We start from the raw sequence: 19738 nt of genomic DNA, 5'->3' as shown, positions 1-19738 counted from the left end.
TATAATTATGGTATAGGTTGTGTACTGTTTTTAAGGAGCCTTGCCAGCATGCATCGCAAACCGCACCTGCCCAGCAAGCTGTGTCAGACCTGCCAGCGCCCCTTCACATGGCGCAAGAAGTGGCAGGATTGTTGGGATGACGTCCGCCATTGCAGTCAGCGCTGTCGACGTAACGCACGCCAGCTGGCACGGGAGGCGCGCGATGACGTCCACTGACCCCTGGCTGGTATGGTTGAACGAGGATCTGCGCCTCGATGACAACCCGGTATGGCAAGCCGCACTCGAGGAGCGAGCCTCGCACCTGCTGGTCGTGCATGTTTTGGCCGAGACGACCTTTCAACCCTTCGGCAGCGTCAGCCCCGAGGAGCCACGCCTGCAGCCGCTCAGCACGGGACGGCAACACGCCCTGCTCGGGAGTCTGGAATCGCTGCGCACTCGACTTCAGGCGCTGGGCAGTGACCTGCTGATCCTCCACGGCGATGCGGCACAACTGATTGGGCAGCTGGCAAAGCAATATGACTGCCGAGGTGTCATCACACGCCGCACTACGGGCGTGGTGGAACAACGACAGCAACGCGCGGTGGCAAACCAGTGTCGCCTGCGGCGATTGAACGGTGGTTTGCTGCTGGACGAAGACGAGCTGCCGGAACCGCTCACCGCGCTCCCCGAGAGCTTCAGTGCCTTTCGGCGCAAGCTGGAGAAGGCCCGCCCGAGCCTTCCCGACATGCCTGCCCCGCGACAAGCGCCCTCCCGGCTACCCGGCTGGCCAGAGGCCGCCCCTCGTGGCTTTCAGGGCGCGGCCAGGCATCTGCTCAAGGCTCGCCACTGGCAGGCCGATACCCGTGGCGAATACAACTTTTCCCCCGGAGAGCCCGCCGGCTTGCAACGCCTGCAGGATTACCTGAGCCCGGCCTTCGCCGGCCAGTACAAGACCACCCGCAATCGCCTCTGCGGCGCGGACTTCTCGACCCGCTTCTCCGTGTGGCTGGCACTGGGCTGCCTGTCGCCGCGGCGGATACTGGATGCACTGCACAGCTTTCAGACCACACTGCCCGAGCACTGCGCGCATCCGCAGGCTGCCTTCAAGGACAGCGACTGGATCCGTGTCGAGCTTTTATGGCGCGAATATTTCCACTGGGATGCACGGCGGCTGGGCAGACACACCTTCACGAGCGAGTCTCCAAGCCACGACGGGGCTCAATCGTACGGCCATGAGCTGGGGTCGGAAGCGCTTGAACGCTGGCAGACCGGAATGACCGGGGTGCCATGGGTCGATGCCGGCATGCGCGAACTGGCGGCTACCGGCTGGCTGAGCAACCGCATGCGCCAGAACGTGGCGAGCTTTCTGGTCAAGGACCTTGGCGTGGACTGGCGCCAGGGAGCGGCCTGGTTCGAACATCAGCTACTGGATCACGACGTCGCCTCCAACTGGGGCAACTGGCGCTATCTGGCGGGTATCGGGCGTGACCCACGCGGGGATCGCCACTTCAACATGATGAAGCAGGCACGCCAGCATGACCCTCTCGGCCATTACGTCAGCCGCTGGATACCTGAACTTGCGACACTGCCCGCCGGCATGCAGCGCCATGCGCCCTGGCTCGCCTGGTCAAGCAGCGCCGGACGCGACAGAACAACGGCTCACTATCCGCGCCAGCCAATCACGCATGTCGAGGATTGGAAGGCCCACCTGACCGACATCACACCGACACGCGTGACGCCCTGGCCGAGTGGCTCCTTCGAGCGGGGCTGACAACCATTGAATCCCGAAGAGAGCACCACCAAGCGGTCACGACGCAGAGGAGGCGACCCAGGGAATCCCCTGGCGCCTTGGCGCTAACTGTCCGTCAGGGCTGCACTTTATGCGCCTTATTCACTATCATGGCCGCATTCCTCGCAGGAGTTGTCATGAATCAGCCGCTACCGCCACCACTGTCCACGCCGCACCGCAATCTCATTCGTCTGACCATCGCGCGCGGCATCACCTGGACCGGCTTTCTCATCCTGATCATCTTCGGGATCGAGATCATCGGCTTTCAGCTCAACGTGCTGCCCGTCATCTCGATCATCATCGCGATGGGGCTGGTCAATGTCGCGACCTGGTGGCGTCTCGGGCAATCTCACCCTGTCACCGACACCGAGAACCTGATTCACCTGCTGGTGGATATTGCCGGTCTGACGATGCTGTTCTTTCATACCGGCGGCTCCACCAACCCCTTCGTGCCCTATTATCTGGTGCCGGTGACCATGGCGGCCGCAACGCTCCCGTGGCGCTATGCCTGGGTGATTGCTGCAGTAGGCATGGGCTGTTACAGCTTCCTGATGGTGTTCTATGAGCCGGTGCCGCAGCTGGCGACCTATGAGCTGGGCGGACGCATCAGCCTACATGTCATCGGCATGTGGCTGAACTTCGGCCTGTCGGCGTCTCTGGTGACCTACTTCATCTACAAGATGGCCCATGCGCTGCGCACCCGGGAGCAGGCGCTGTCCACCACGCGTGAGGCCGCCCTGCGTAGCGAGCAGGTATTGGCAGTGGCCAGCCAGGCCGCCGGCACCGCGCATGAGCTGGGCACCCCGCTCTCCACCATGGCGGTGCTGTTGAGCGAGATGCGCGAGGATGCCAAGGACAGGAACAACCCTCAGCTAGAGGATGATCTTGCCCTGCTGCGCAGCCAGGTCGACACCTGCAAGCAACGCCTGCAGGCGATGGTGGCCGCGGCCGACCGCCGCCGCATGGAGCAGCCTCAACCCATCAATGCTGCCCAGTGGCTGGAAGAAATCGTGCAGCGCTGGCTGGTAGTGCGCCCGGACGTGCAGCATAGCGTCGAGGTGACGCCCGGCGCTGAACAGGCCTCCATGCTGGTGGACACCACGCTTGAGCAGGCGCTGATGAACCTGCTCAACAATGCCGCCGACGCCTGCCCGGATGATATCGAGATCACCCTGGAGCAACGCGATCAGGAAGTGCTGATCGACATCCGCGATCATGGCGAAGGTGTGCCCATGGCGGTGGCGGATCAACTGGGTGAGACCTTCATCTCCACCAAATCCAAGGGCATGGGCATCGGCCTGTTCCTCACGCATGCCACCATCAATCGGTTCGGTGGCGGCGTCAGTCTGTACAACCACGAAGATGGCGGCACCTTGACGGAAGTGCGCCTCCCCCTTCATCTGACATGATGGCGGCAAAGACCGCCCAAGCGAGAACCCTGATGAGCGATGCAACCCGACTGCTGATCATCGACGATGATGAATTCTTCTGCCAGGTCACCGCGCGCGCCATGACGCGTCGCGGCTATGAAGTGGAAGTGGCCCGCGATGAGGCCCAGGCACTCAGCGTGGCGCGCAGCCACCGCCCGGAGCTGATCACGCTCGACCTGAAGCTGGAGCAGAGCTCTGGCCTCAAGCTGCTGCCCGAGCTGATCGCTCTGCTGCCTGACACGCGTATCGTGGTGCTGACCGGTTATTCCAGCATCGCCACCGCGGTGGAAGCCATCAAGCTCGGCGCGGTCAACTACCTGTGCAAGCCCGCCGATGCCGACGAGATTCTCAACGCATTCAACCGCGAAGGCGGTGACCCGGCCGCCGAGATTTCCGACAACCCGCCGTCGGTCAACCGCCTGACCTGGGAGCACATCCAGAAGGTGCTCAACGAGCACGATGGCAACATTTCCTCCACAGCCCGCGCCCTGGGAATGCACCGTCGCACCCTGCAACGCAAGCTGCAGAAGCGCCCGGTCAAGCGCTGAGATAGCGCCGCTGCCCTGGCCTGCACCTAGGCGACAATTTGCTGACGACCAAGCAAAAGCCCTCACCATCCTCGCTCGCAAGCGCGATTCGATGGTGAGGGCTTCGAGTCACTGCACTGACTGTAATGCGTCGGATCTCAATGATAAGCCGTTATTGCGCCGTCCACCCCAGGTCCATGTTGAAGCTGGAGCCGGTCACTGAACCTGCCTTGTCGGAGGCAAGCCACACCGCCATGTCCGCCACTTCGGAGGGGTCGATCATTTGCTTGATCGCTGCTCCCTTGAGCATGACCTTCTCGATCACTTCATCTTCTGGCATGTCATTGAGCTTGGCCTGTTCGGCGATCTGCTTGTCGACCAGCGGCGTGCGTACATAGGCCGGGCAGATGGCATTGGCGGTAATGCCACTTTCCCCACCCTCTAGCGCAGCAGTTCTGGTCAGACCCATCAAACCATGCTTGGCACTGACGTAGGCCGCCTTGCCCGGGGACGCGACATGGGCGTGAATGGACGCCATATTGACGATGCGCCCATACCCATTCTTCTCCATGTGCGGCCAGGCCGCCTGGATCAGCGTGAATGGCGCACTCAGCATCAAGGCGATGATCTGATTCCACTTGGCTTCGGGGAAGTCCTTGATACGCTCGACATGCTGGATGCCGGCATTGTTAACCAGGATATCGAGGCGCCCGAAACGGGACACGGCTTCTTCTACCGCCGCGCGACACTGCTCAGCATCCGTCAGGTCGGCCTTGAAGAAGGCAGCCCCTGCCTTGTCGGCGACCTCTGCCCCCTCATCACTGAAATCGACCGCCAGCACCTGATGCCCGGCATCGCACATCGCTTGCATGATGGCGGCGCCGATACCGCTGGCGGTACCGGTCACCAGTGCAACACGGGCAGGGGAAGATTGTTGTTCACTCATGCGAATCTCCTGACAGAGGGTAATGTCATGCTGCTCTGCAACATATAATGAAGATAGCGCTAATCTAGCCGTCTTTACCACCCGACCATCGCCGAGTTGCACTCCGCGCTGGCATTATCGAGCGCCAGCCAGCATCACAGCCGCATGATGCATTCGACGCAATCATTGACCTCCGCTGACGCAACCCGGCCGACAGGCGCTATTCACGACGAGAAGCGAACCTGCTATGACAGGAAGCGAACCTGCACCAGCAGCCCCGGGGCCTGGGGCGTTCCCAAGGGGCTCTCCTTCAGCGCCAGCGCTGCGCCTAGACGTTCGGCGAGCTCGCGCACGATGGATAGGCCCAGCCCGGAACCTTGAGTCTTCTGGCCGGCCAGACGCACGAAGCGTTCAAAGACGCGCTCGCGTTCACGCAGCGGGATTCCGGGGCCCGTATCGGCCACTTCCATGCGCCATCCAGCATCGTCGCGGCGGATATCCAGGCGCACCTCTCCGCCTTCTGGCGTATAGCGCAGCGCATTATCGAGCAGATTGCGCAGCAGCACGTAGAGGCCGTTCTCATGACTGACCAGCTGCGCGCCAGGTTCAACCTCGATATGCAGCTTGATGCCTCGCTGGCGTGCCATGGGGCCCAGATCCCGCGCCAGCTCATTGGTCAGCTGGGCGAGATCGACGGAGCGACGCGGTGCCTCTGCCCCGCTTTCCAGTCGTGACAGGGTCAACAGCTGCTCCACTACCCGTGTCATGCGATTGACGCCATCCACGATCATGCGTGCCGAGCGCCGCGAGGCCTCATCCCTGGCATCGGCCTCCAGATTCTGGGCATGCACCTTGATGCCCGCTAGGGGAGTCCGCAATTCATGGGCCGCATTGGCCGTGAAGCGCCGCTCCTTGTCAAGGGTGTCCGCCAGGCGCACCAGCAGCCCATTGAGGGCATCCACCATGCCGCGTATCTCGTCAGGTGCCTCGCTGGCATCCAGCGGCTCGAGGTACCCGGGTTGACGGGCCGTGATCTGATGACTGATGCGCAATACGGGACGAAAACCCCGCGAGACCGCCACACCGATCAGCAAGGCGATCACGAGCAACCCGACCACCAGCGCCAGCACGTTGTGCAACGCAATCTGGCCGGTCAGTTCATCGCGCACATCTTCACGCTGGGCCGCCGTGACCCAGATGCCACTCTCGGGGAAATACAGCGTGAAGGTGAACCAGTCATGATGATTGTCATGCTGCATGCCATAGCCAGGCACCGGCAGGTAATCCAGCGCCACAGAGGGTGAAGAGAGGCCAAGCAACGGCTGGCCCAGCGCATCCCACATCTGGAAGATCAGTTTGTCTTCATAGACATGCCCCAGCGGGGATTTCTCGTGACCATCGGCAAAGCTCAAGGAGGGTGGACGCAGGCTGAACTGGCCCGATGTCATCTGCTGCAACTTTTCCTGACGCGCGGCCGGTGTCAACGACGCCAATTGAGACTGATAGAGCCGCCCCAGCATGCGTGCATTCTGGGCCAGCTCAGCGTCGAACAGCTCATCAATCTGCTCGCGGGAGTCGAAGTAGCTCCAGGCAGCGGCCGTCCCCAGCACGATCACGACGCCACCAATCAGGTTGCGCCGCAGGAAACTGCGGATGGATTTCACGTGAGTTCCCCCAGCCGATAGCCCACGCCGCGCACGGTCTTGACCACCCCGGTGCCGAACTTGCGGCGCAGATGGTGCACATGTACCTCGATGACATTGCTCTCGACATCGCCATCCCAGCCATAGAGCTGCTCGACGAGCTGATCTCGGCTGAAGACACGGCTGGGGTGCAGCAGCAGGAACTCCAGCAGATCAAACTCGCGCCGTCCCAGCGCGACCTCACTACCGGAGAGCGTGACAGTGCGGCCAGCTTGATCAATGCGCAACGGCCCCAGCTGCAGGCAACCGCTGGCCTGCCCGGCATGGCGCCTGACCAACGCACGCAGACGCGCCACCAGCTCGGCAATGTCGAACGGCTTGACCAGATAGTCGTCCGCGCCGCCGTCCAGACCACGTACCCGGTCGCTGATGTCATCACGTGCCGTCAGGATCAATACCGGTAACGTCTGGCCCTGACGGCGCAGGTGACTCAAGACCTGCAGACCGTCGAGATCCGGCAGGCCAAGGTCCAGCACCAGCACATCAAAGGGCGAATGCTTGAGCGTGGCGGCAACGTTGGCGCCCTCCTTCAACCATTCAGTGCTCATGCCTTCGCGGCGCAGGGTATGGTTGACCCCCTCCCCCAACAACGGATCATCTTCGACGAGCAGAACTCGCATCTGGACTCCTTGAAATCGTTCTGATTCTGCCATGTCATATCAGGACATGAGACAAGACGTCCGCCACCGAAAGGTGACGGACGTTGGAAGCAAACCTCGGGATAGCACATCGCCTGTGTCGATGGATCAGCCAGCCATCACACACCGCTGCGTGCACGACGCCCCGGGTGTCGAGCATGGCGCCACCTGGCCAGACGCGCCGTCAGCAGCATCCTCTGCTCACGCAGCCCGAGCGCGCCACGCTCCAGCATGCGGCGCGGTCCTCCGATGACACGCCGCAACGCCTCACCCGCCATCAACCAGCCATACGCGAGCGGGTGCCCGGCTCGCGCCAGACGCAGTCGGAAGATCAGCGCGCGCGCCTGACGCGCCACACTGACAGGATGATTGCCCTGATGACGCGCCAGGCGCATCAAAAGAGGGTCCTCTTCACCAGTGATCAGCGCCGGGGTATGCAAGCGGATACGTGAGTGCTTCGCTGTCGGCAGCGGAACGAAAAAGTCGCCGTCTGCCTGCACGATCAACTCCAGCAGCGGGCGTCGGCTATCCGCCGAGCCATGAAGCTCAAGACACTCCAGTACCTTGGCGCGCACCTCGGCCGGCCACCCCCCACGCTCGAGCACATGCCAGGCGCGGCCACTCTCCAGATGCCAGCGGCCATCGCCCGGCAGGCTTAGCAAGGTATCGGGGCGCTCCGAAGCCGGGATGTTGTGCAGTTGCGTGCATAGCGCGTCACCCCTCACATCTGCGTGCGTCAGTGACAGGCGGCGGTGTTGCTGGCCACTCGGGGTGGGCAACAACCTGCACAGCAAGGCAAGGTCATCCCCCTCTCGCTCGACCAGAATCAATGCAGCCCCTGCCGCCGCCAGCTGCCAACAGAGTTCTCGACAACTGGAGGCCATCGGCGCCTCGACCAGGACACGATGCCCGGCTAGGCTAGCGGGCTTGAGCTTTGCAGCGGTGTGGGCAAGACCAGTGCGTTCAAGAACTGTGCGTGCAAGAGAAATGAACATGAGGGCTTTCCTTGGGTCGAGGCATTGCCAGACACAGAGGCGCGAGTGGATGACACGCCTTGTGGACCTGCATAGGAGCATGATCGATCAGCTCACTGACAGACATGTGGCAACGAGGTGACATTTCCACAAGACGTGCTGACGATTCCCATGGCCAACACGCAAGCGCTGAGCTTAACCATGGAGTGATCACCAGCATGAATGGCTGCGCTTAACGCAAACTTAAGCTCTCACAAGACGATGCCACGATAACGCTGGCCTTCCTGCTTCTTGCTCGCCTCCAGCTCGACTCTCCACCAATACCCCTGATGCTCAGAAGCCGAACAGCCTGACGATAGGCGGCACGATGAAGGCGGTCAGCAGACCGGTCAGCCCCATCGACATGCCAGCGAAGGCACCCGCCAGAGTGCTCACCGACGAGAAGCAGAACGCAGTACCGATGCCATGCGCCGACAAGCCCATGGTGAAGCCCTTGACGGTATCGTCTCGCGCCCCTGCCAGTCGCATGACAACGGGGCCTACCACACAGCCGAGGGTGCCGGTCAGCAGCACCAGCCCTGCCGTCAGCGAGGGGATACCGCCCAATTTTTCGGCGATCCCCATCGCGATCGGTGATGTGACGGATTTGGGCGCCAGGCTCAAGGCCACCTGGGTGTGTGCTCCCAGCGACAGTGACAGCCCCAGAGTAGTGGTCACGGCAGTGACGATGCCGACGCAACAGGCCGTCAGCAGTGGCCACAGCATCTGCTTGACCCGATCGAGATGGTCAAACAACGGTACCGCCAACGCGACGGTGGCCGGCCCGAGCAGGAAGTGGATGAACTGGGCCCCTTCAAAGTAGGTGGGATAGTCGGTGTCTGTCAGCCACAGAAACCCGATGATCAGCGCGATGGAGACCAGTACCGGGTGCGCCAGCGATGCGCCCCGTGCCAGACGATTGATCGCCGTCGCCAGCAGAAAGGCCACCAGCGTCAGCAGCAGATGCAATAACGGAGAAGCGCTCAGGTACACCCACAGGGCGTCAAGCGGGGCCAGATTCATGAGGACACCTCATCACCGTTGGGTGACTTGCCCCCTGGGCCGCTCGGCGTAGCAGAGCCTCGATCGATCAGACGCTGCAACAGCCAGGCCGTGACGAACTGGGTGACCGCGATCGACGCGACCAGCGTGATGGCGATGGCGGTGAGATCGCGTGCGATGAGCTCGAAATGGACCATGACGCCAACGCCCGCAGGCACGAACAGCAGCGACAGATGCGAGAGCAGGCCATTGCTGGCAAGCCTGAGACTGGCCGGCACGCGTTCCCGCAGTAGCGCACGGGCCAGCTGACGTTGACCGAAGTCTCGATCCGCACTCTCGTCAACGCGCAGCACTCCTTCCCCTTCTCTGTCCGGGGCAGGCAACAACCGTTTGCGCAGCCGCCCTCGCAACATCAACCCCAGCAGCAGGAAAAGCATTCCCAGTACTGGCCCTGGCACCGGCAACAACAACGCACGCCCCGTCACCTCGCCGAGAAACTGGCAAAGCAGAAGGATGCAGAACCCCTTGATCAACGCCATTTCCTTTCATACTCCTCTTGACCGTGTCAGCCCGTCAGGCTGCCATACTGACAATTATGTCACAGCCATCCTTGACGACCTCCCCTCTCTGCCCTGGCGTCCTTACTGCCCTCAATGTTCAAGACGCCAACAACGGTTTGGCAACGCTCTACTGTGGTAGTCTGCGATTTCGACCCCTCCTACACCGTTACAGACAGGGAAGGCTGCGACACGATGCCAGACTCTCTCGGGCTTGATACTTCCGTTATTCCCAATTGGATCAAGACATTGCGGCATGAAGAGGATCATCAGGCCCTGATGATTCTTGAGCTGGCTGCGGACCTTGCTGGCGCTCCTATGGGGATGATCAACCTGCGTGACGGCGAGCAGCTCAAGCGCTGGTTGAGTCTGAATGACAACGCGCATGAGTCCGTCCTTATTAGCAATGCGCTGTGTGGCGTGGCGGTACTGCAAGCCAGTCCTCTCATCACGTGTGACGCCCGTCGACAACCCGAATTCGCCGGTTGCAGTTCGGTCCTTGCCGACGGCATTCGTTATTACATCGGCTTGCCCCTCAAGGCAGACAATGGCGAGATAATCGGCTGCATGAGCCTGGCGGACACTGCACCGCGTCAACAGTTGCCCAGCCCGGAAGTCCTCATCCGGTTGGACAAGCTCGCGACCCTGGCGACCGAGGCGCTGAAACGCCAAGTCAATCAAAGCTACCTCAATGCAGAGTTCGCAGACAGTCAGTCGCGCGCCAGCTGGATATTGCGCAGCATCTCCGATGGCATCATCGAATGGAAAACAGGCAACGAGAGACTGACCATCTCTACCCGCCTGGAAAACCAATTGGGGTATGAAGCCGGAACACTCGACACCGGGCTCGAAGCATTGCATGAGAGAGTCGCACCCGACATGCGTGACGACTTCAAGGCCTTGGTCAACGCCAAGCGACTGAGCGGAACGCCTTTCAATTGCGAGCTGCTGATTCGCACTCAGCAGGGAGACCATCGCTGGTTTGAGCTACGCGCTCAATTCGAGGTCAGAGACGGCGAGCCCTACCGCTTCATTGGCTCATTACTGGACATCCATCAGCAGCATCTGGCCAAGGAGGCCCAGGCTGACAAGCTGCGCCGCTATGAACGCCAACAGGCGGCCTTGATCGAGCTCGGCAACACCCGCCACGATGACAGCACGCAACTGGATGGCCTGCTGCCGTGGCTATGTGAGCAAATCGCCAAGGGCCTGCAGATACGCAAGGTCAGCTTCTGGTACATGAATGAAGACCGCGACTGCCTGTCGCTTGCCCATGTCCATGATGCGTGGATCCCCCCGCCGCACGATGCGACGCATAGCACAGTCCCCACTCGCCTTACCCGCACCCAGAACCGGGTCTATTTCGAAGCCCTGGATGCCGGGCGTGCTCTCGCGTTGTCCGATGTGACCAAGGCCAATCAGGAGTTGCTGTTTGATGGGACCTTCCGCTGCAGCGTTAAGGCCATCATCGACAGCCCGATCCGTGTGGCAGGTCAGGTGGTGGCCGTCATCTGCTGTACAGAAAGCAATGCCCCGCGCGAATGGGCAGATGATGAGCGGGCGTTTCTTGCCTCCGTGGCGGATCACGTCTCACAGCTCATGACCGAATTCGAGCAACAAGCCTCTCAGAAGCGCCTGCGGGCCAACGAACGACGCTACCGCGCCACCTTCGAGCACTCTGCTGTCGGCATGGCGCACCTGAGCACCAGTGGCCAGCTGTTGCGCGTCAACCAACGACTCGAGAGCATCCTGGGCTACACCGCCGCCACCTTGTCCCAGAGTGTCATTCGCGAACTGATCGAGCCGGAGGACCTGGAAAGCTTCCTGCAGCAACATCAGGCTCTGATCGAGCAGCGCAAGGACTTCTTTACCCAGCAATGCCGCTTCATCCACGCCTCCGGCAACTCGGTGCATGCCGAGATCAGTGTTTCTGCGGTTGAGGCGACGCCAGACCAGGAGGGCTATACGCTGCTGGCGCTGATCGACAATACGCTCAATCACACCATGTCGCAGCGCATGGCCCACGAGGCCAACCACGACAGCCTGACGGGATTGCTCAATCGCGGCGCCTTCAAACGTGAACTGACGACACTCTGCGATGATGCACGCGCCACTCGCGCACTGCATTGTCTCGCCTACATCGATCTGGACCAGTTCAAGGTGGTCAATGACACCTGTGGCCACTCGGCCGGCGATGCGCTATTGATCCAGCTGGTCGACGTGATTGCCGCCGGCTTGCGCAAGCCGGACCGTCTCGCGCGCTTGGGAGGGGATGAATTCGGTTTGCTGATGCCCAACATGTCGCTGGACACCGCCGAGGCACTGCTCGAAGAGATGCGTCAGTCCGTCACCAACTTCCGATTCATGTGGGAAGACAAGCTGTTCACCATCAGTACCAGCATTGGCCTGGTGAGCATCGACAGCAATCACAACGACCCGCACCAACTGCTGAGTGCCGCCGATGCTGCCTGTTATGAAGCCAAAGATGCCGGGCGTAACCGCATTCATCGCCACAGTGAATCTGGTGACGAGGTAGCTCGGCGCATGCAGGAAATGCACTGGCTGACAGAAATCACCGCGGCCATCGAAGAACAGCGCCTGGTGCTTTACCAACAGCCGATTGTCAGCACTCTCGCCACTGCACAAGCTGACAACTCAGAGCTTGGCAACGACCCGCACTGCGAGCTGAACTGCGAACTACACTACGAAGTGCTGGTGCGCTTGAAAGGCCGGGACGGCACCATCATTGCGCCGGGCGCCTTCCTGCCTGCGGCGGAGCGTTATGGCCTGTCAGCCGCCATCGATGAACATGTCATTCGCCAATATCTGAGCTGGCTGGCAGCGCACCCTGCGCATGCCCAGCGACTGACCATGGTGTCTCTCAATCTCTCTGGGCACTCCATCAGCAGCCCGAGCTTCCGTGACCTGCTGGTCACCATGGTCCGCGACAGCGGCATCCCGGGTGACAAGCTGTGTTTCGAGATCACCGAGTCCGTCGCCATCACGCGGCTGGGCGACGCTCGCGCCTTCTTCGAGGCACTCGGCGCACTCGGCTGCTCCTTCGCGCTGGATGACTTCGGGAGTGGCGTGTCGTCCTTCGGCTACCTGAAAAACCTGCCCGTCGACTTCCTGAAGATCGATGGCGCCTTCATTCGCGACATGGACACCAACCGCGTCTCCTACTCCATCGCCCGCGCCATTGCCGAGGTCGCGCGTGAGATGGGCATGAAGACCGTGGCGGAATTCGTGGGGAGTGCGCAAGTGCTCGCCTCCGTCGCCACCATCGGTGCCGACTATGTGCAGGGCTATGCGCTGGGCATGCCAGAGCCACTCGAGACAATCGCCATCTACTCCAATACCGATGACGGCCACGGCAAAGGACATACCGGCGGCACGGACTCCAGCCCGATCTCACGGGTCAATGACGCTCGAGTGGCGCAGCCTATTGCTCCTAAAGCGGCTAAATCAGGGTCTTGACGATTCAAGGTGGAGCGCGCCATAGAGTAGAGCGCGGTATCTCCTCAATACCACACAAAGCCCTCTTTCTAACAGCGCTCTCCATAAGCCCTGTCCTCAAAAGCCCTGCCTCCACAAGTCCGCTCTCCAGAGCCAGACCAGAGAAGCCCAGCTTCTGAGCGGCAAACGCCACTCGAAGGCTGGGCTTCTGCGCTCAATTCCATAATGCAGTATGTAGAAAAGATAGCGGTATCAGAAACCGATTTCGCGACGCCAGACCCCCACCACTTCACGCCAGGTTCGGCTCAACAGGCTGCGCGGCTCAGTCTCGACGTTGACCATGCCGCGCCGGTCAGGCATCGAGAGTGTCAGCGCCTGTGAGAAGTCCACTGGCTCAAGCGTGACCCGATAGAGGCTGCGCATCAGTTCCAGCTGCCCTTCCTCGCCCTCGCGAACCTTCAACTCCCCTCCGTAGGGCGCGGCCATTTCCGGCTGCTCAAGCACTGCCACTGCCTGAGGTTCGACGCTGACCACGCGCATTTCCAGCGGCTTGCCTACCGGCGCCAGCGGATAGAACCAGGCAGTGGCACCTTCATCGACACGCAGCACCTATTCCTCTTCCACCCAGGTCGTCAGGGTTAGCTGCCAGGGATTGCACAACGTCATCACCCACTCCCCCTCACCGACCCAGCCCCCTTCTCTCAAGGCAGGATTGAGTGAGTTCACCTTGCCGGCGAATGCCGCCTCCGGCTGACCGGTCGCCTGCTCGGCTTGCAGCGCGCTGACCCGTTGGCGCTGCACGTCAAGATCGGCCTGCACCACTGGGCTATCCTGCAGCAGCCTGCGATCCAGACCACTGGCGGAGCGACACCAGCCCAGCTGCTCCACGCGATGCTCGGCGGGGAAAATCCATAAAATATTTTTAAAAACAGAATATTGATTACATCAGTTTCTTGACCCATAGCGCAGCCGCTTCCACCAGCTTCTGGTGCGCATGGCGGAAGGCCTCTTCGCTCTTACGATAGGGATCAGGGATCTCTTCTCCCTGGCCGCCAGCCAGCCAGCGACCGAACAGCATCGTCTTGCCACTGACCTGCGGCGCCATCTGGTTGATGGCGCGACGATGGCCATCGCTCATGACCAGAATCAGGTCTGCAGCCGTCAGCATCTCGACCGACACCTGGCGCGCACGATGCTCACCTACCTTGAGCCCCGACTCGACGGCGAAGCGTGCTGCCGTGGGCTCGACCGGGTGATCGACCAATGCGCCCACGCCCGCCGAGTGCACTATCTTGCCAGGCAACGCCTGTTTCAACAGTGACTCGCCGACCGGACTGCGACAGATATTGCCGGTACACACCACCAGAATATTGTTGAACACGCTGACTTCCTCTTCCTTGTGACGCTTGCACTCATGTCGATGGCCCGGCACTGGAGACGCTTTCCCGCGCCCGGCACCAAATGTTCATTGTCGCATGCTGGCAGCCAGCGCGGCAGGCTTGCGAGGCGCGATTGACGCAACCTGTGGCGTTTCAAGGGCCAGCAGCGTGCTCATATGGCAACACTGAGGTGACCCGACGCAATAGCCCCTGCCCCTTGAAGACCTCAGGCAATATCGCCAAGTCCTGATGTGTAGCCAATGGAGTGACTGCCTCAAGGGCCGATCTCGATCCCTCGCGATCCCCATTCAGTCACTTGCTGAACCAGCACCCACTAGGGAGGCAAGATGAGCAACAAGACACTGACCGCATCCAACCCGGCCAATGACAAGGTTCTCAAGGAATACGCCACGCTGAGCAAGGAAGAGGTTCAGCAGAAACTGGAGCAGACGCGTAAGGCGTACTCGAGCTTCAGCCAGACCACCGTGCAGGATCGTGCGCAGCGCCTCACCGTTCTGGCGGACCTGATCGATGAGCATCAGAAGGAAATCGCCACGCAGATCGCCCATGAGATGGGCAAGCCCTATGATCAGGGCATCAGCGAGACGCAGATTTCCTCCAGCATCGCGCGCTTCTATGCCGACAATCTGCCCAAGCTGATGGAAACCGAGCAGCGTGATGTCGATGGTGCCGTGCGTGCCAAGATCGTCAAGGACCCCATCGGCGCCGTCCTCGGCGTGATGCCGTGGAACTATCCGCTCTATCAGGTAATCCGTTTCGCGGCTCCGGCCCTGGCGGGCGGCAATGTCTGCCTGATGAAGCACGCCTCCAATGTCCCGGGCTGCGCCGATCTGATCACCCAGCTGTTCCACAAGGCCGACTTTGAAGAGGGTATCTTCACCTGGTTGCCGGTGGGTTCGGAGATGATCGAAGACATCATCAATGACCCTGTCGTGCAGGGCGTCACCCTGACCGGCAGTGAAGAGGCAGGTCGCAAGGTCGCCGAGCAGACAGGCGCGGCGCTCAAGCCAAGCGTGCTGGAGCTGGGCGGTATCGATCCGCTGATCGTGCTGGATGATGCCGACATCGAGCGTGCGGTGGATCTCGCCATCGCCGGGCGTTTCGACAACACAGGCCAGAGCTGCGCCGCGTCCAAGCGCCTGATCGTCGACAAGTCCCTCGCCGAGGACTTCTCCAAGCGTCTAATCGAGAAGGTCAAGGACATGCGCATGGACGACCCGATGAGCGAAGGGGTCGATATCGGCCCGATGTCTCGCAAGGACCTGCGCGATGACCTGCATGACCAGGTCCAGCGCGCCATCAAGGCAGGCGCCAAGCTTGAGTGCGGTGGTGAGATTCCGGATCGCGACGGTGCTTGGTATCCGCCGACCGTGCTGACCAATGTCACCCAAGGCAATCCGGCCTTCAATGAAGAACTGTTCGGTCCGGTCGCTTCAGTGGTGGTTGCGGACAACGAAGCGCATGCCATCGAGCTTGCCAACGACTGCCCCTATGGCCTGGGCAGCACCGTGGTGGCCAAAGACGACGAACGGGGTGAACGCGTCTCTCGTCAGCTGCAGGCCGGCATGAGCTTCGTCAATCGCCCGACCACGCCCTTCGCCCAGCTGCCCTTCGGTGGCGTCAAAGGCAGTGGCTATGGTCGTGAGCAGAGCGAATATGGCTTCGGTGCCTTCATGAATATCCGCACCGTCTATGTCGCTGAGCACTGAGCCGTTGAGCACTGGGACGTTGCACGTCAAGGCGTAACGTGACGCCAGCGACGCTGAACAGATGAAGAGACTGAACAACTGAAGAGACTGCAGCGGATGATTCACTCCAGACCATTCGCGGCAACGAACAACGCCCCGCTTCTCAGCGGGGCGTTTTGCGTCAGGGATTCGCATGCTTTGCCTTGCGAGATCCCCCTCCCTCAACCAGCGCGCTGATCGCACACATCACATCAGCGCGTCACGCAGCCCTGCAGGCATGCCTCGCCTTCCAGCTGAACTGTGACATGCGAGATGTCATGGCCGTCGCGCAGATAGGCCTGGACGCGCTCCAGCACATCGCCGGGTACGCTGGTGGCGGCCACGACGACATGCAGGCTGGCAATCGGCGACTGAGGCGTCAGCCCCCAGAGATGCAGGTCATGTACGCTCTCCACGCCCTCAAGCGCCAGAACGCCTGCCTGGATATCGGCGTGATCGAGCTGCTCCGGCGTGCCTTCCAGCAAGGTGTGCGCCGAACGCTTCACCAACGACCAGGCACCGCGCAATATCAGCACCGCCGCGAGCACTGACAACAGCGGGTCAGCCTGATTCCAGCCGGTGGTCATGATGATCAGCGAGGCGACGATGGCCGCCACCGAGCCGAGCAGGTCCCCCATCACGTGCAGTACCGCGCCGCGTAGATTGAGGTTGTCCTGATCGCCTTGATGCAGGATACGAAATGCCGCGATATTGACGACAAGTCCGAGCACGGCGATCGCCAGCATCGGCCCCGCCAGTACTTCGGAGGGCAGCCAGAGCCGCTTGATGGCGGCCACCACGATCGCCGCCCCGATCACCAGCAGGGTCAGGCCATTGACGAACGCGGCCAGCACCTGAAAGCGTGCATAGCCGAAGGTCAGCTTGCGGGTCGCCGCCCGATGCCCGAGGCGAAACGCGCCCCAGGCCAATGCCAGCGACACGGTATCACTGAGCATGTGCCCGGCATCCGCCAAGAGGGCCAGTGAGCCCGCGACCAGCCCGCCGACCACCTCCGCCAGCATGAAGCCGCCCGTCAGATACATGGCCAGCTTGACGCGTCGCTCGCTGTCGGCGGTCACCTCAGGCGCATGATCATGCTGGTGCCCGTGTGAATGATCATGTGAGTGGCTGTGCGAATGCCCGTGTGAATGCTCATGTGAGTGCCTGCCTGAAGGGTCGGAGCCATGAGAATGATCGTGTGCGTGCTGCCCGGAAGACTCATGCGAGGGATCGCGAACCTCATCTTGTGGTGTCGATGCCATTCAACCTCCGGCCATCTAATGAAAAAAGAAACGTGTCTGCATGATGCGCAGCGTAACGTCGAAAGTCGCGCGGCTTTCAAGACGCATTGGCGGATTTTCGCGTTCCGATAAAGGCCAGCAGCCACTTCACCAGCTTGATAGGATAGTTATCACTTGCGAAGCAACGAATAAAGGATTCCCGCCCTCCCCATGAGCCTCTCCTCCGAGACGACCCCCTCCCGCTCGCCTTTCAAGGCCGATCTGCTGCTCCTGCTGGTCACCATCATCGCCGCCGCAGGCTGGATCTTCTCCAAGGAGGCGATGGCCGGCATGCCCCCTCTGCTGTTCATCGGCAGTCGCTTCCTGCTTGCGGGGCTCATTCTGGCCATCTTCGATGCGCGCTCACTGGGCCAACTGTCCACCGCGCGCAAGCTGCGCGCAAGCGGCGTCGGTGTCCTGTTCGGGGGTGCCATGGCCTGCTGGTCGCTAGGGGTCGCACTATCTGATCAACTGGGCGTGATCGCCTTCATCAACAGCTTCGGCATCCTGATGGTGCCGGTACTCGCGCGACTGTTGTTCAAGGACAGGCCGCCGATGAGCACCTGGATCGCACTGCCCACCGCCCTGCTCGGTTTCGCCCTGCTCGGCATGGGCCAGCCCGGCGCGACCGATGGCTTCACCATCGAGCCCGCCCAGTGGCTCATCTTCGGCGCCGCCTGCCTGTTCGCACTGGTGTTCAACTTCAATTCACGCCTGGTGCGCAATATCCCGGCTCTGCCGCTGACGGCCATCCAGCTGATGACCACCGGCGTCACCTGCCTGATACTCTCGGCGCTCAGCGAGAGCTGGCCCGCCGGCATCAGTCTCGACATCCTGAGCTGGTTCCTGGCCAGTACCCTGATCGCCAGCACGCTGCGTTTCTTCCTGCAGATCTACGCACAGGGCCTGACCACGCCCAGCCACGCCTCGGTCATCCTGATGCTGGAAGCGGTCTGGGCCGCCCTGATGTCGGCCGCCTGGTTCGGTGAGCGCATGACCCTGATCCAGATGACCGGCTGCGGCCTCATCTTCACCGCCCTGTTGATCAATCGCTGGCAATGGATCTCACGCCTGTGCCGTCAGCGGCGGGCTGCCTCGTGAGAAAAGCGTCCTGACTTGAGTGTCAAGCATGTCGCCACCATGTCTGACGCTTGAGCGTTCGACTTCCCGCCCCATTCTCTGCCACCGGAGCCACCATGATCCCCACGCTACTCGGCGTACTGACGCTGCTGATGGCAGCCTTCACCCTGCTGCCACTGACGCGTATTCGCCATTGGTCGGTACGCATCATGGATTTCCCCCGTCTGCAGCTGGCCGCATTGTGGGCGATGTTGTTGATCGCCGACCTCGCGGTGTCCGAGCTTGCCTTCGGGCTCAGGGTGTCACTGGCCGTGATCGCCGTGGCCGGTCTTGTCTATCAGGCACACTGGATCGTGCCCTATACCCGCCTCTTTCCCTGCGAGTCCGCGCGCACCAGACAGCATGACCGGCAGCGCCAGGTCCGTCTGCTCACCGCCAACGTCCTGACCAGCAACCACGACAGTGACAAGCTGCTGGCCATCATCGAACGCGAACAGCCCGACGTGCTGGTGACGCTGGAATCCGATGACTGGTGGCAGCAGCGACTCGACGTGCTCGAGGCGGATAGCGAGCAATACGGCTATACGCATACCCTCAAATGCCCGCTGGACAACCTCTACGGCATGCATGTCTATTCGCGCCTGCCACTGCATGACGCCAGCATCGACTTCCTGGTCGAAGAGGATGTGCCGTCGATGCATGCGCAACTGGAACTGGCCAGCGGTGACCGCGTGCGAGTGCACTTCCTGCATCCGGCGCCGCCCAGCCCGACCGAGAATGACGAGTCATCCGAGCGGGATGCCGAACTGATCATCGTGGCGCGCAGCGTCGCCGACAGCCAGCAGCCGGTGATCGTGACCGGTGACCTCAACGACGTGGCCTGGTCTCGCACCACGCGCCTGTTCCGCAAGCTGTCCGGCCTACTGGACCCCCGCGTCGGCCGTGGCATGTTCAATACCTTCCACGCCAACATTCCCCTGCTGCGCTGGCCGCTGGATCACCTCTTCCATAGCGAGCACTTCAGTGTGGTGCGCGTGGCGCGCATGGAAGCCTTCGGCTCCGATCACTTCCCGCTGCTCACCGAACTGGCACTGACACCTGCCCAGGACACCGGCGAGACGCTCGATGCCCCGGAGCCGGACGCCGACGACCAGGCCGAGGCCAGCGAGACCGCCAACGATGAGAATGTCAGCCAGCAGGACGTGCCGAAGCCGGGGCACTGAGCACGACAT

At 61.6% G+C, this 19738-nt stretch carries 18 protein-coding genes; 8 read left to right on the top strand and 10 right to left on the bottom strand.

What is annotated here, in order from left to right; translation table 11 throughout:
• Window positions 1–48 precede the first annotated feature (48 nt).
• From MKZ40_RS07655 to MKZ40_RS07640, 4 genes are all read left to right on the top strand, one after another.
• On the top strand, window positions 49–216 hold the full coding sequence (locus MKZ40_RS07655) for a DUF2256 domain-containing protein (protein WP_084589600.1): 168 nt from the start codon (window positions 49–51) through the stop codon (window positions 214–216).
• Window positions 203–1750 carry a DASH family cryptochrome gene (locus tag MKZ40_RS07650; RefSeq protein ID WP_175090109.1) on the top strand — a complete coding sequence of 516 codons (1548 nt, stop codon included), beginning with the start codon at window positions 203–205 and terminating at the stop codon, window positions 1748–1750. The genes MKZ40_RS07655 and MKZ40_RS07650 overlap by 14 nt, the downstream gene beginning before the upstream one ends.
• Window positions 1751–1905: 155 nt before the next feature.
• Window positions 1906–3177 carry an ATP-binding protein gene (locus MKZ40_RS07645; protein ID WP_153635935.1) on the top strand — a complete coding sequence of 424 codons (1272 nt, stop codon included), beginning with the start codon at window positions 1906–1908 and terminating at the stop codon, window positions 3175–3177.
• Between the two features lie 32 nt (window positions 3178–3209).
• Window positions 3210–3746 (top strand): response regulator transcription factor, encoded by a 537-nt coding sequence (locus MKZ40_RS07640; protein ID WP_043336058.1) that lies wholly within the window; start codon window positions 3210–3212, stop codon window positions 3744–3746.
• A gap of 151 nt (window positions 3747–3897) precedes the next feature.
• Here MKZ40_RS07640 and MKZ40_RS07635 read toward each other — a convergent pair whose 3' ends face one another.
• From MKZ40_RS07635 to MKZ40_RS07610, 6 genes are all read right to left on the bottom strand, one after another.
• The gene (locus MKZ40_RS07635; protein ID WP_175090108.1) at window positions 3898–4671 is read right to left on the bottom strand and encodes a 3-hydroxybutyrate dehydrogenase; all 774 of its coding nucleotides are present in this window, start codon (window positions 4669–4671) and stop codon (window positions 3898–3900) included.
• A 224-nt stretch (window positions 4672–4895) separates the two neighbouring features.
• On the bottom strand, window positions 4896–6314 hold the full coding sequence (locus tag MKZ40_RS07630) for an ATP-binding protein (RefSeq protein WP_153635937.1): 1419 nt from the start codon (window positions 6312–6314) through the stop codon (window positions 4896–4898).
• Window positions 6311–6973 (bottom strand): response regulator, encoded by a 663-nt coding sequence (locus MKZ40_RS07625; protein ID WP_107334631.1) that lies wholly within the window; start codon window positions 6971–6973, stop codon window positions 6311–6313. Before MKZ40_RS07625 ends, MKZ40_RS07630 begins: the two co-directional genes overlap by 4 nt.
• A gap of 137 nt (window positions 6974–7110) precedes the next feature.
• Window positions 7111–7986, bottom strand: a complete 876-nt coding sequence (locus MKZ40_RS07620) for a hypothetical protein (protein WP_153635938.1) — start codon at window positions 7984–7986, stop codon at window positions 7111–7113.
• Window positions 7987–8298: 312 nt separating this feature from the next.
• Window positions 8299–9027, bottom strand: coding sequence for an LrgB family protein (locus tag MKZ40_RS07615; protein WP_153635939.1), 729 nt, complete (start codon window positions 9025–9027; stop codon window positions 8299–8301).
• The gene (locus MKZ40_RS07610) at window positions 9024–9545 is read right to left on the bottom strand and encodes a CidA/LrgA family protein (RefSeq protein ID WP_153635940.1); all 522 of its coding nucleotides are present in this window, start codon (window positions 9543–9545) and stop codon (window positions 9024–9026) included. Before MKZ40_RS07610 ends, MKZ40_RS07615 begins: the two co-directional genes overlap by 4 nt.
• 213 nt (window positions 9546–9758) lie before the next feature.
• Between MKZ40_RS07610 and MKZ40_RS07605 the strand changes: the two genes are divergently transcribed.
• Window positions 9759–13040, top strand: coding sequence for an EAL domain-containing protein (locus MKZ40_RS07605; protein ID WP_172978681.1), 3282 nt, complete (start codon window positions 9759–9761; stop codon window positions 13038–13040).
• 231 nt (window positions 13041–13271) lie between these two features.
• On the opposite strand, the gene MKZ40_RS07600 is transcribed toward MKZ40_RS07605, so the two are convergent.
• From MKZ40_RS07600 to MKZ40_RS07590, 3 genes are read right to left on the bottom strand one after another with little or no spacing between them, the layout of a single operon-like run.
• On the bottom strand, window positions 13272–13628 hold the full coding sequence (locus MKZ40_RS07600) for a hypothetical protein (RefSeq protein WP_153635942.1): 357 nt from the start codon (window positions 13626–13628) through the stop codon (window positions 13272–13274).
• The gene (locus tag MKZ40_RS07595; protein WP_153635943.1) at window positions 13629–13907 is read right to left on the bottom strand and encodes a hypothetical protein; all 279 of its coding nucleotides are present in this window, start codon (window positions 13905–13907) and stop codon (window positions 13629–13631) included.
• Window positions 13908–13959: 52 nt separating this feature from the next.
• Window positions 13960–14400, bottom strand: coding sequence for a low molecular weight phosphotyrosine protein phosphatase (locus MKZ40_RS07590; protein ID WP_153635944.1), 441 nt, complete (start codon window positions 14398–14400; stop codon window positions 13960–13962).
• Window positions 14401–14745: 345 nt separating this feature from the next.
• Here MKZ40_RS07590 and MKZ40_RS07585 point away from each other — a divergent pair, with 345 nt between their 5' ends.
• Complete coding sequence (locus tag MKZ40_RS07585) at window positions 14746–16128, top strand: NAD-dependent succinate-semialdehyde dehydrogenase (protein WP_153635945.1); 1383 nt, start codon at window positions 14746–14748, stop codon at window positions 16126–16128.
• Window positions 16129–16358: 230 nt separating this feature from the next.
• Here MKZ40_RS07585 and MKZ40_RS07580 read toward each other — a convergent pair whose 3' ends face one another.
• Window positions 16359–17225 (bottom strand): cation diffusion facilitator family transporter, encoded by an 867-nt coding sequence (locus MKZ40_RS07580; protein ID WP_225346721.1) that lies wholly within the window; start codon window positions 17223–17225, stop codon window positions 16359–16361.
• A 372-nt stretch (window positions 17226–17597) separates the two neighbouring features.
• On the opposite strand from MKZ40_RS07580, the gene MKZ40_RS07575 reads away from it, so the two are divergent.
• Both MKZ40_RS07575 and MKZ40_RS07570 read left to right on the top strand, forming a co-directional pair.
• The gene (locus MKZ40_RS07575) at window positions 17598–18527 is read left to right on the top strand and encodes a DMT family transporter (protein WP_153635947.1); all 930 of its coding nucleotides are present in this window, start codon (window positions 17598–17600) and stop codon (window positions 18525–18527) included.
• 95 nt (window positions 18528–18622) lie between these two features.
• Window positions 18623–19729, top strand: coding sequence for an endonuclease/exonuclease/phosphatase family protein (locus tag MKZ40_RS07570; RefSeq protein ID WP_153635948.1), 1107 nt, complete (start codon window positions 18623–18625; stop codon window positions 19727–19729).
• The last annotated feature ends 9 nt before the right edge of the window (window positions 19730–19738 follow it).

The sequence above is a fragment of the Cobetia sp. BMC6 genome, from assembly GCF_029991385.1.
In the GTDB taxonomy this organism is placed as follows: Bacteria; Pseudomonadota; Gammaproteobacteria; order Pseudomonadales; family Halomonadaceae; genus Cobetia.
The sequence above is the reverse complement of the archived record's forward strand: the minus strand, read 5'-3'. Positions and strand labels throughout refer to the sequence as shown.

Bases quoted from the DNA above. Each gene is read 5' to 3' on its own strand.
- MKZ40_RS07640 (WP_043336058.1), top strand. From the start codon at position 3,210: ATGAGCGATGCAACCCGACTGCTGATCATCGACGATGATGAATTCTTC.
- MKZ40_RS07645 (WP_153635935.1), top strand. From the start codon at position 1,906: ATGAATCAGCCGCTACCGCCACCACTGTCCACGCCGCACCGCAATCTC.
- MKZ40_RS07620 (WP_153635938.1), bottom strand. From the start codon at position 7,986: ATGTTCATTTCTCTTGCACGCACAGTTCTTGAACGCACTGGTCTTGCC.
- MKZ40_RS07585 (WP_153635945.1), top strand. From the start codon at position 14,746: ATGAGCAACAAGACACTGACCGCATCCAACCCGGCCAATGACAAGGTT.
- MKZ40_RS07610 (WP_153635940.1), bottom strand. From the start codon at position 9,545: ATGGCGTTGATCAAGGGGTTCTGCATCCTTCTGCTTTGCCAGTTTCTC.
- MKZ40_RS07575 (WP_153635947.1), top strand. From the start codon at position 17,598: ATGAGCCTCTCCTCCGAGACGACCCCCTCCCGCTCGCCTTTCAAGGCC.
- MKZ40_RS07635 (WP_175090108.1), bottom strand. From the start codon at position 4,671: ATGAGTGAACAACAATCTTCCCCTGCCCGTGTTGCACTGGTGACCGGT.
- MKZ40_RS07615 (WP_153635939.1), bottom strand. From the start codon at position 9,027: ATGAATCTGGCCCCGCTTGACGCCCTGTGGGTGTACCTGAGCGCTTCT.
- MKZ40_RS07570 (WP_153635948.1), top strand. From the start codon at position 18,623: ATGATCCCCACGCTACTCGGCGTACTGACGCTGCTGATGGCAGCCTTC.
- MKZ40_RS07605 (WP_172978681.1), top strand. From the start codon at position 9,759: ATGCCAGACTCTCTCGGGCTTGATACTTCCGTTATTCCCAATTGGATC.
- MKZ40_RS07655 (WP_084589600.1), top strand. From the start codon at position 49: ATGCATCGCAAACCGCACCTGCCCAGCAAGCTGTGTCAGACCTGCCAG.
- MKZ40_RS07650 (WP_175090109.1), top strand. From the start codon at position 203: ATGACGTCCACTGACCCCTGGCTGGTATGGTTGAACGAGGATCTGCGC.
- MKZ40_RS07625 (WP_107334631.1), bottom strand. From the start codon at position 6,973: ATGCGAGTTCTGCTCGTCGAAGATGATCCGTTGTTGGGGGAGGGGGTC.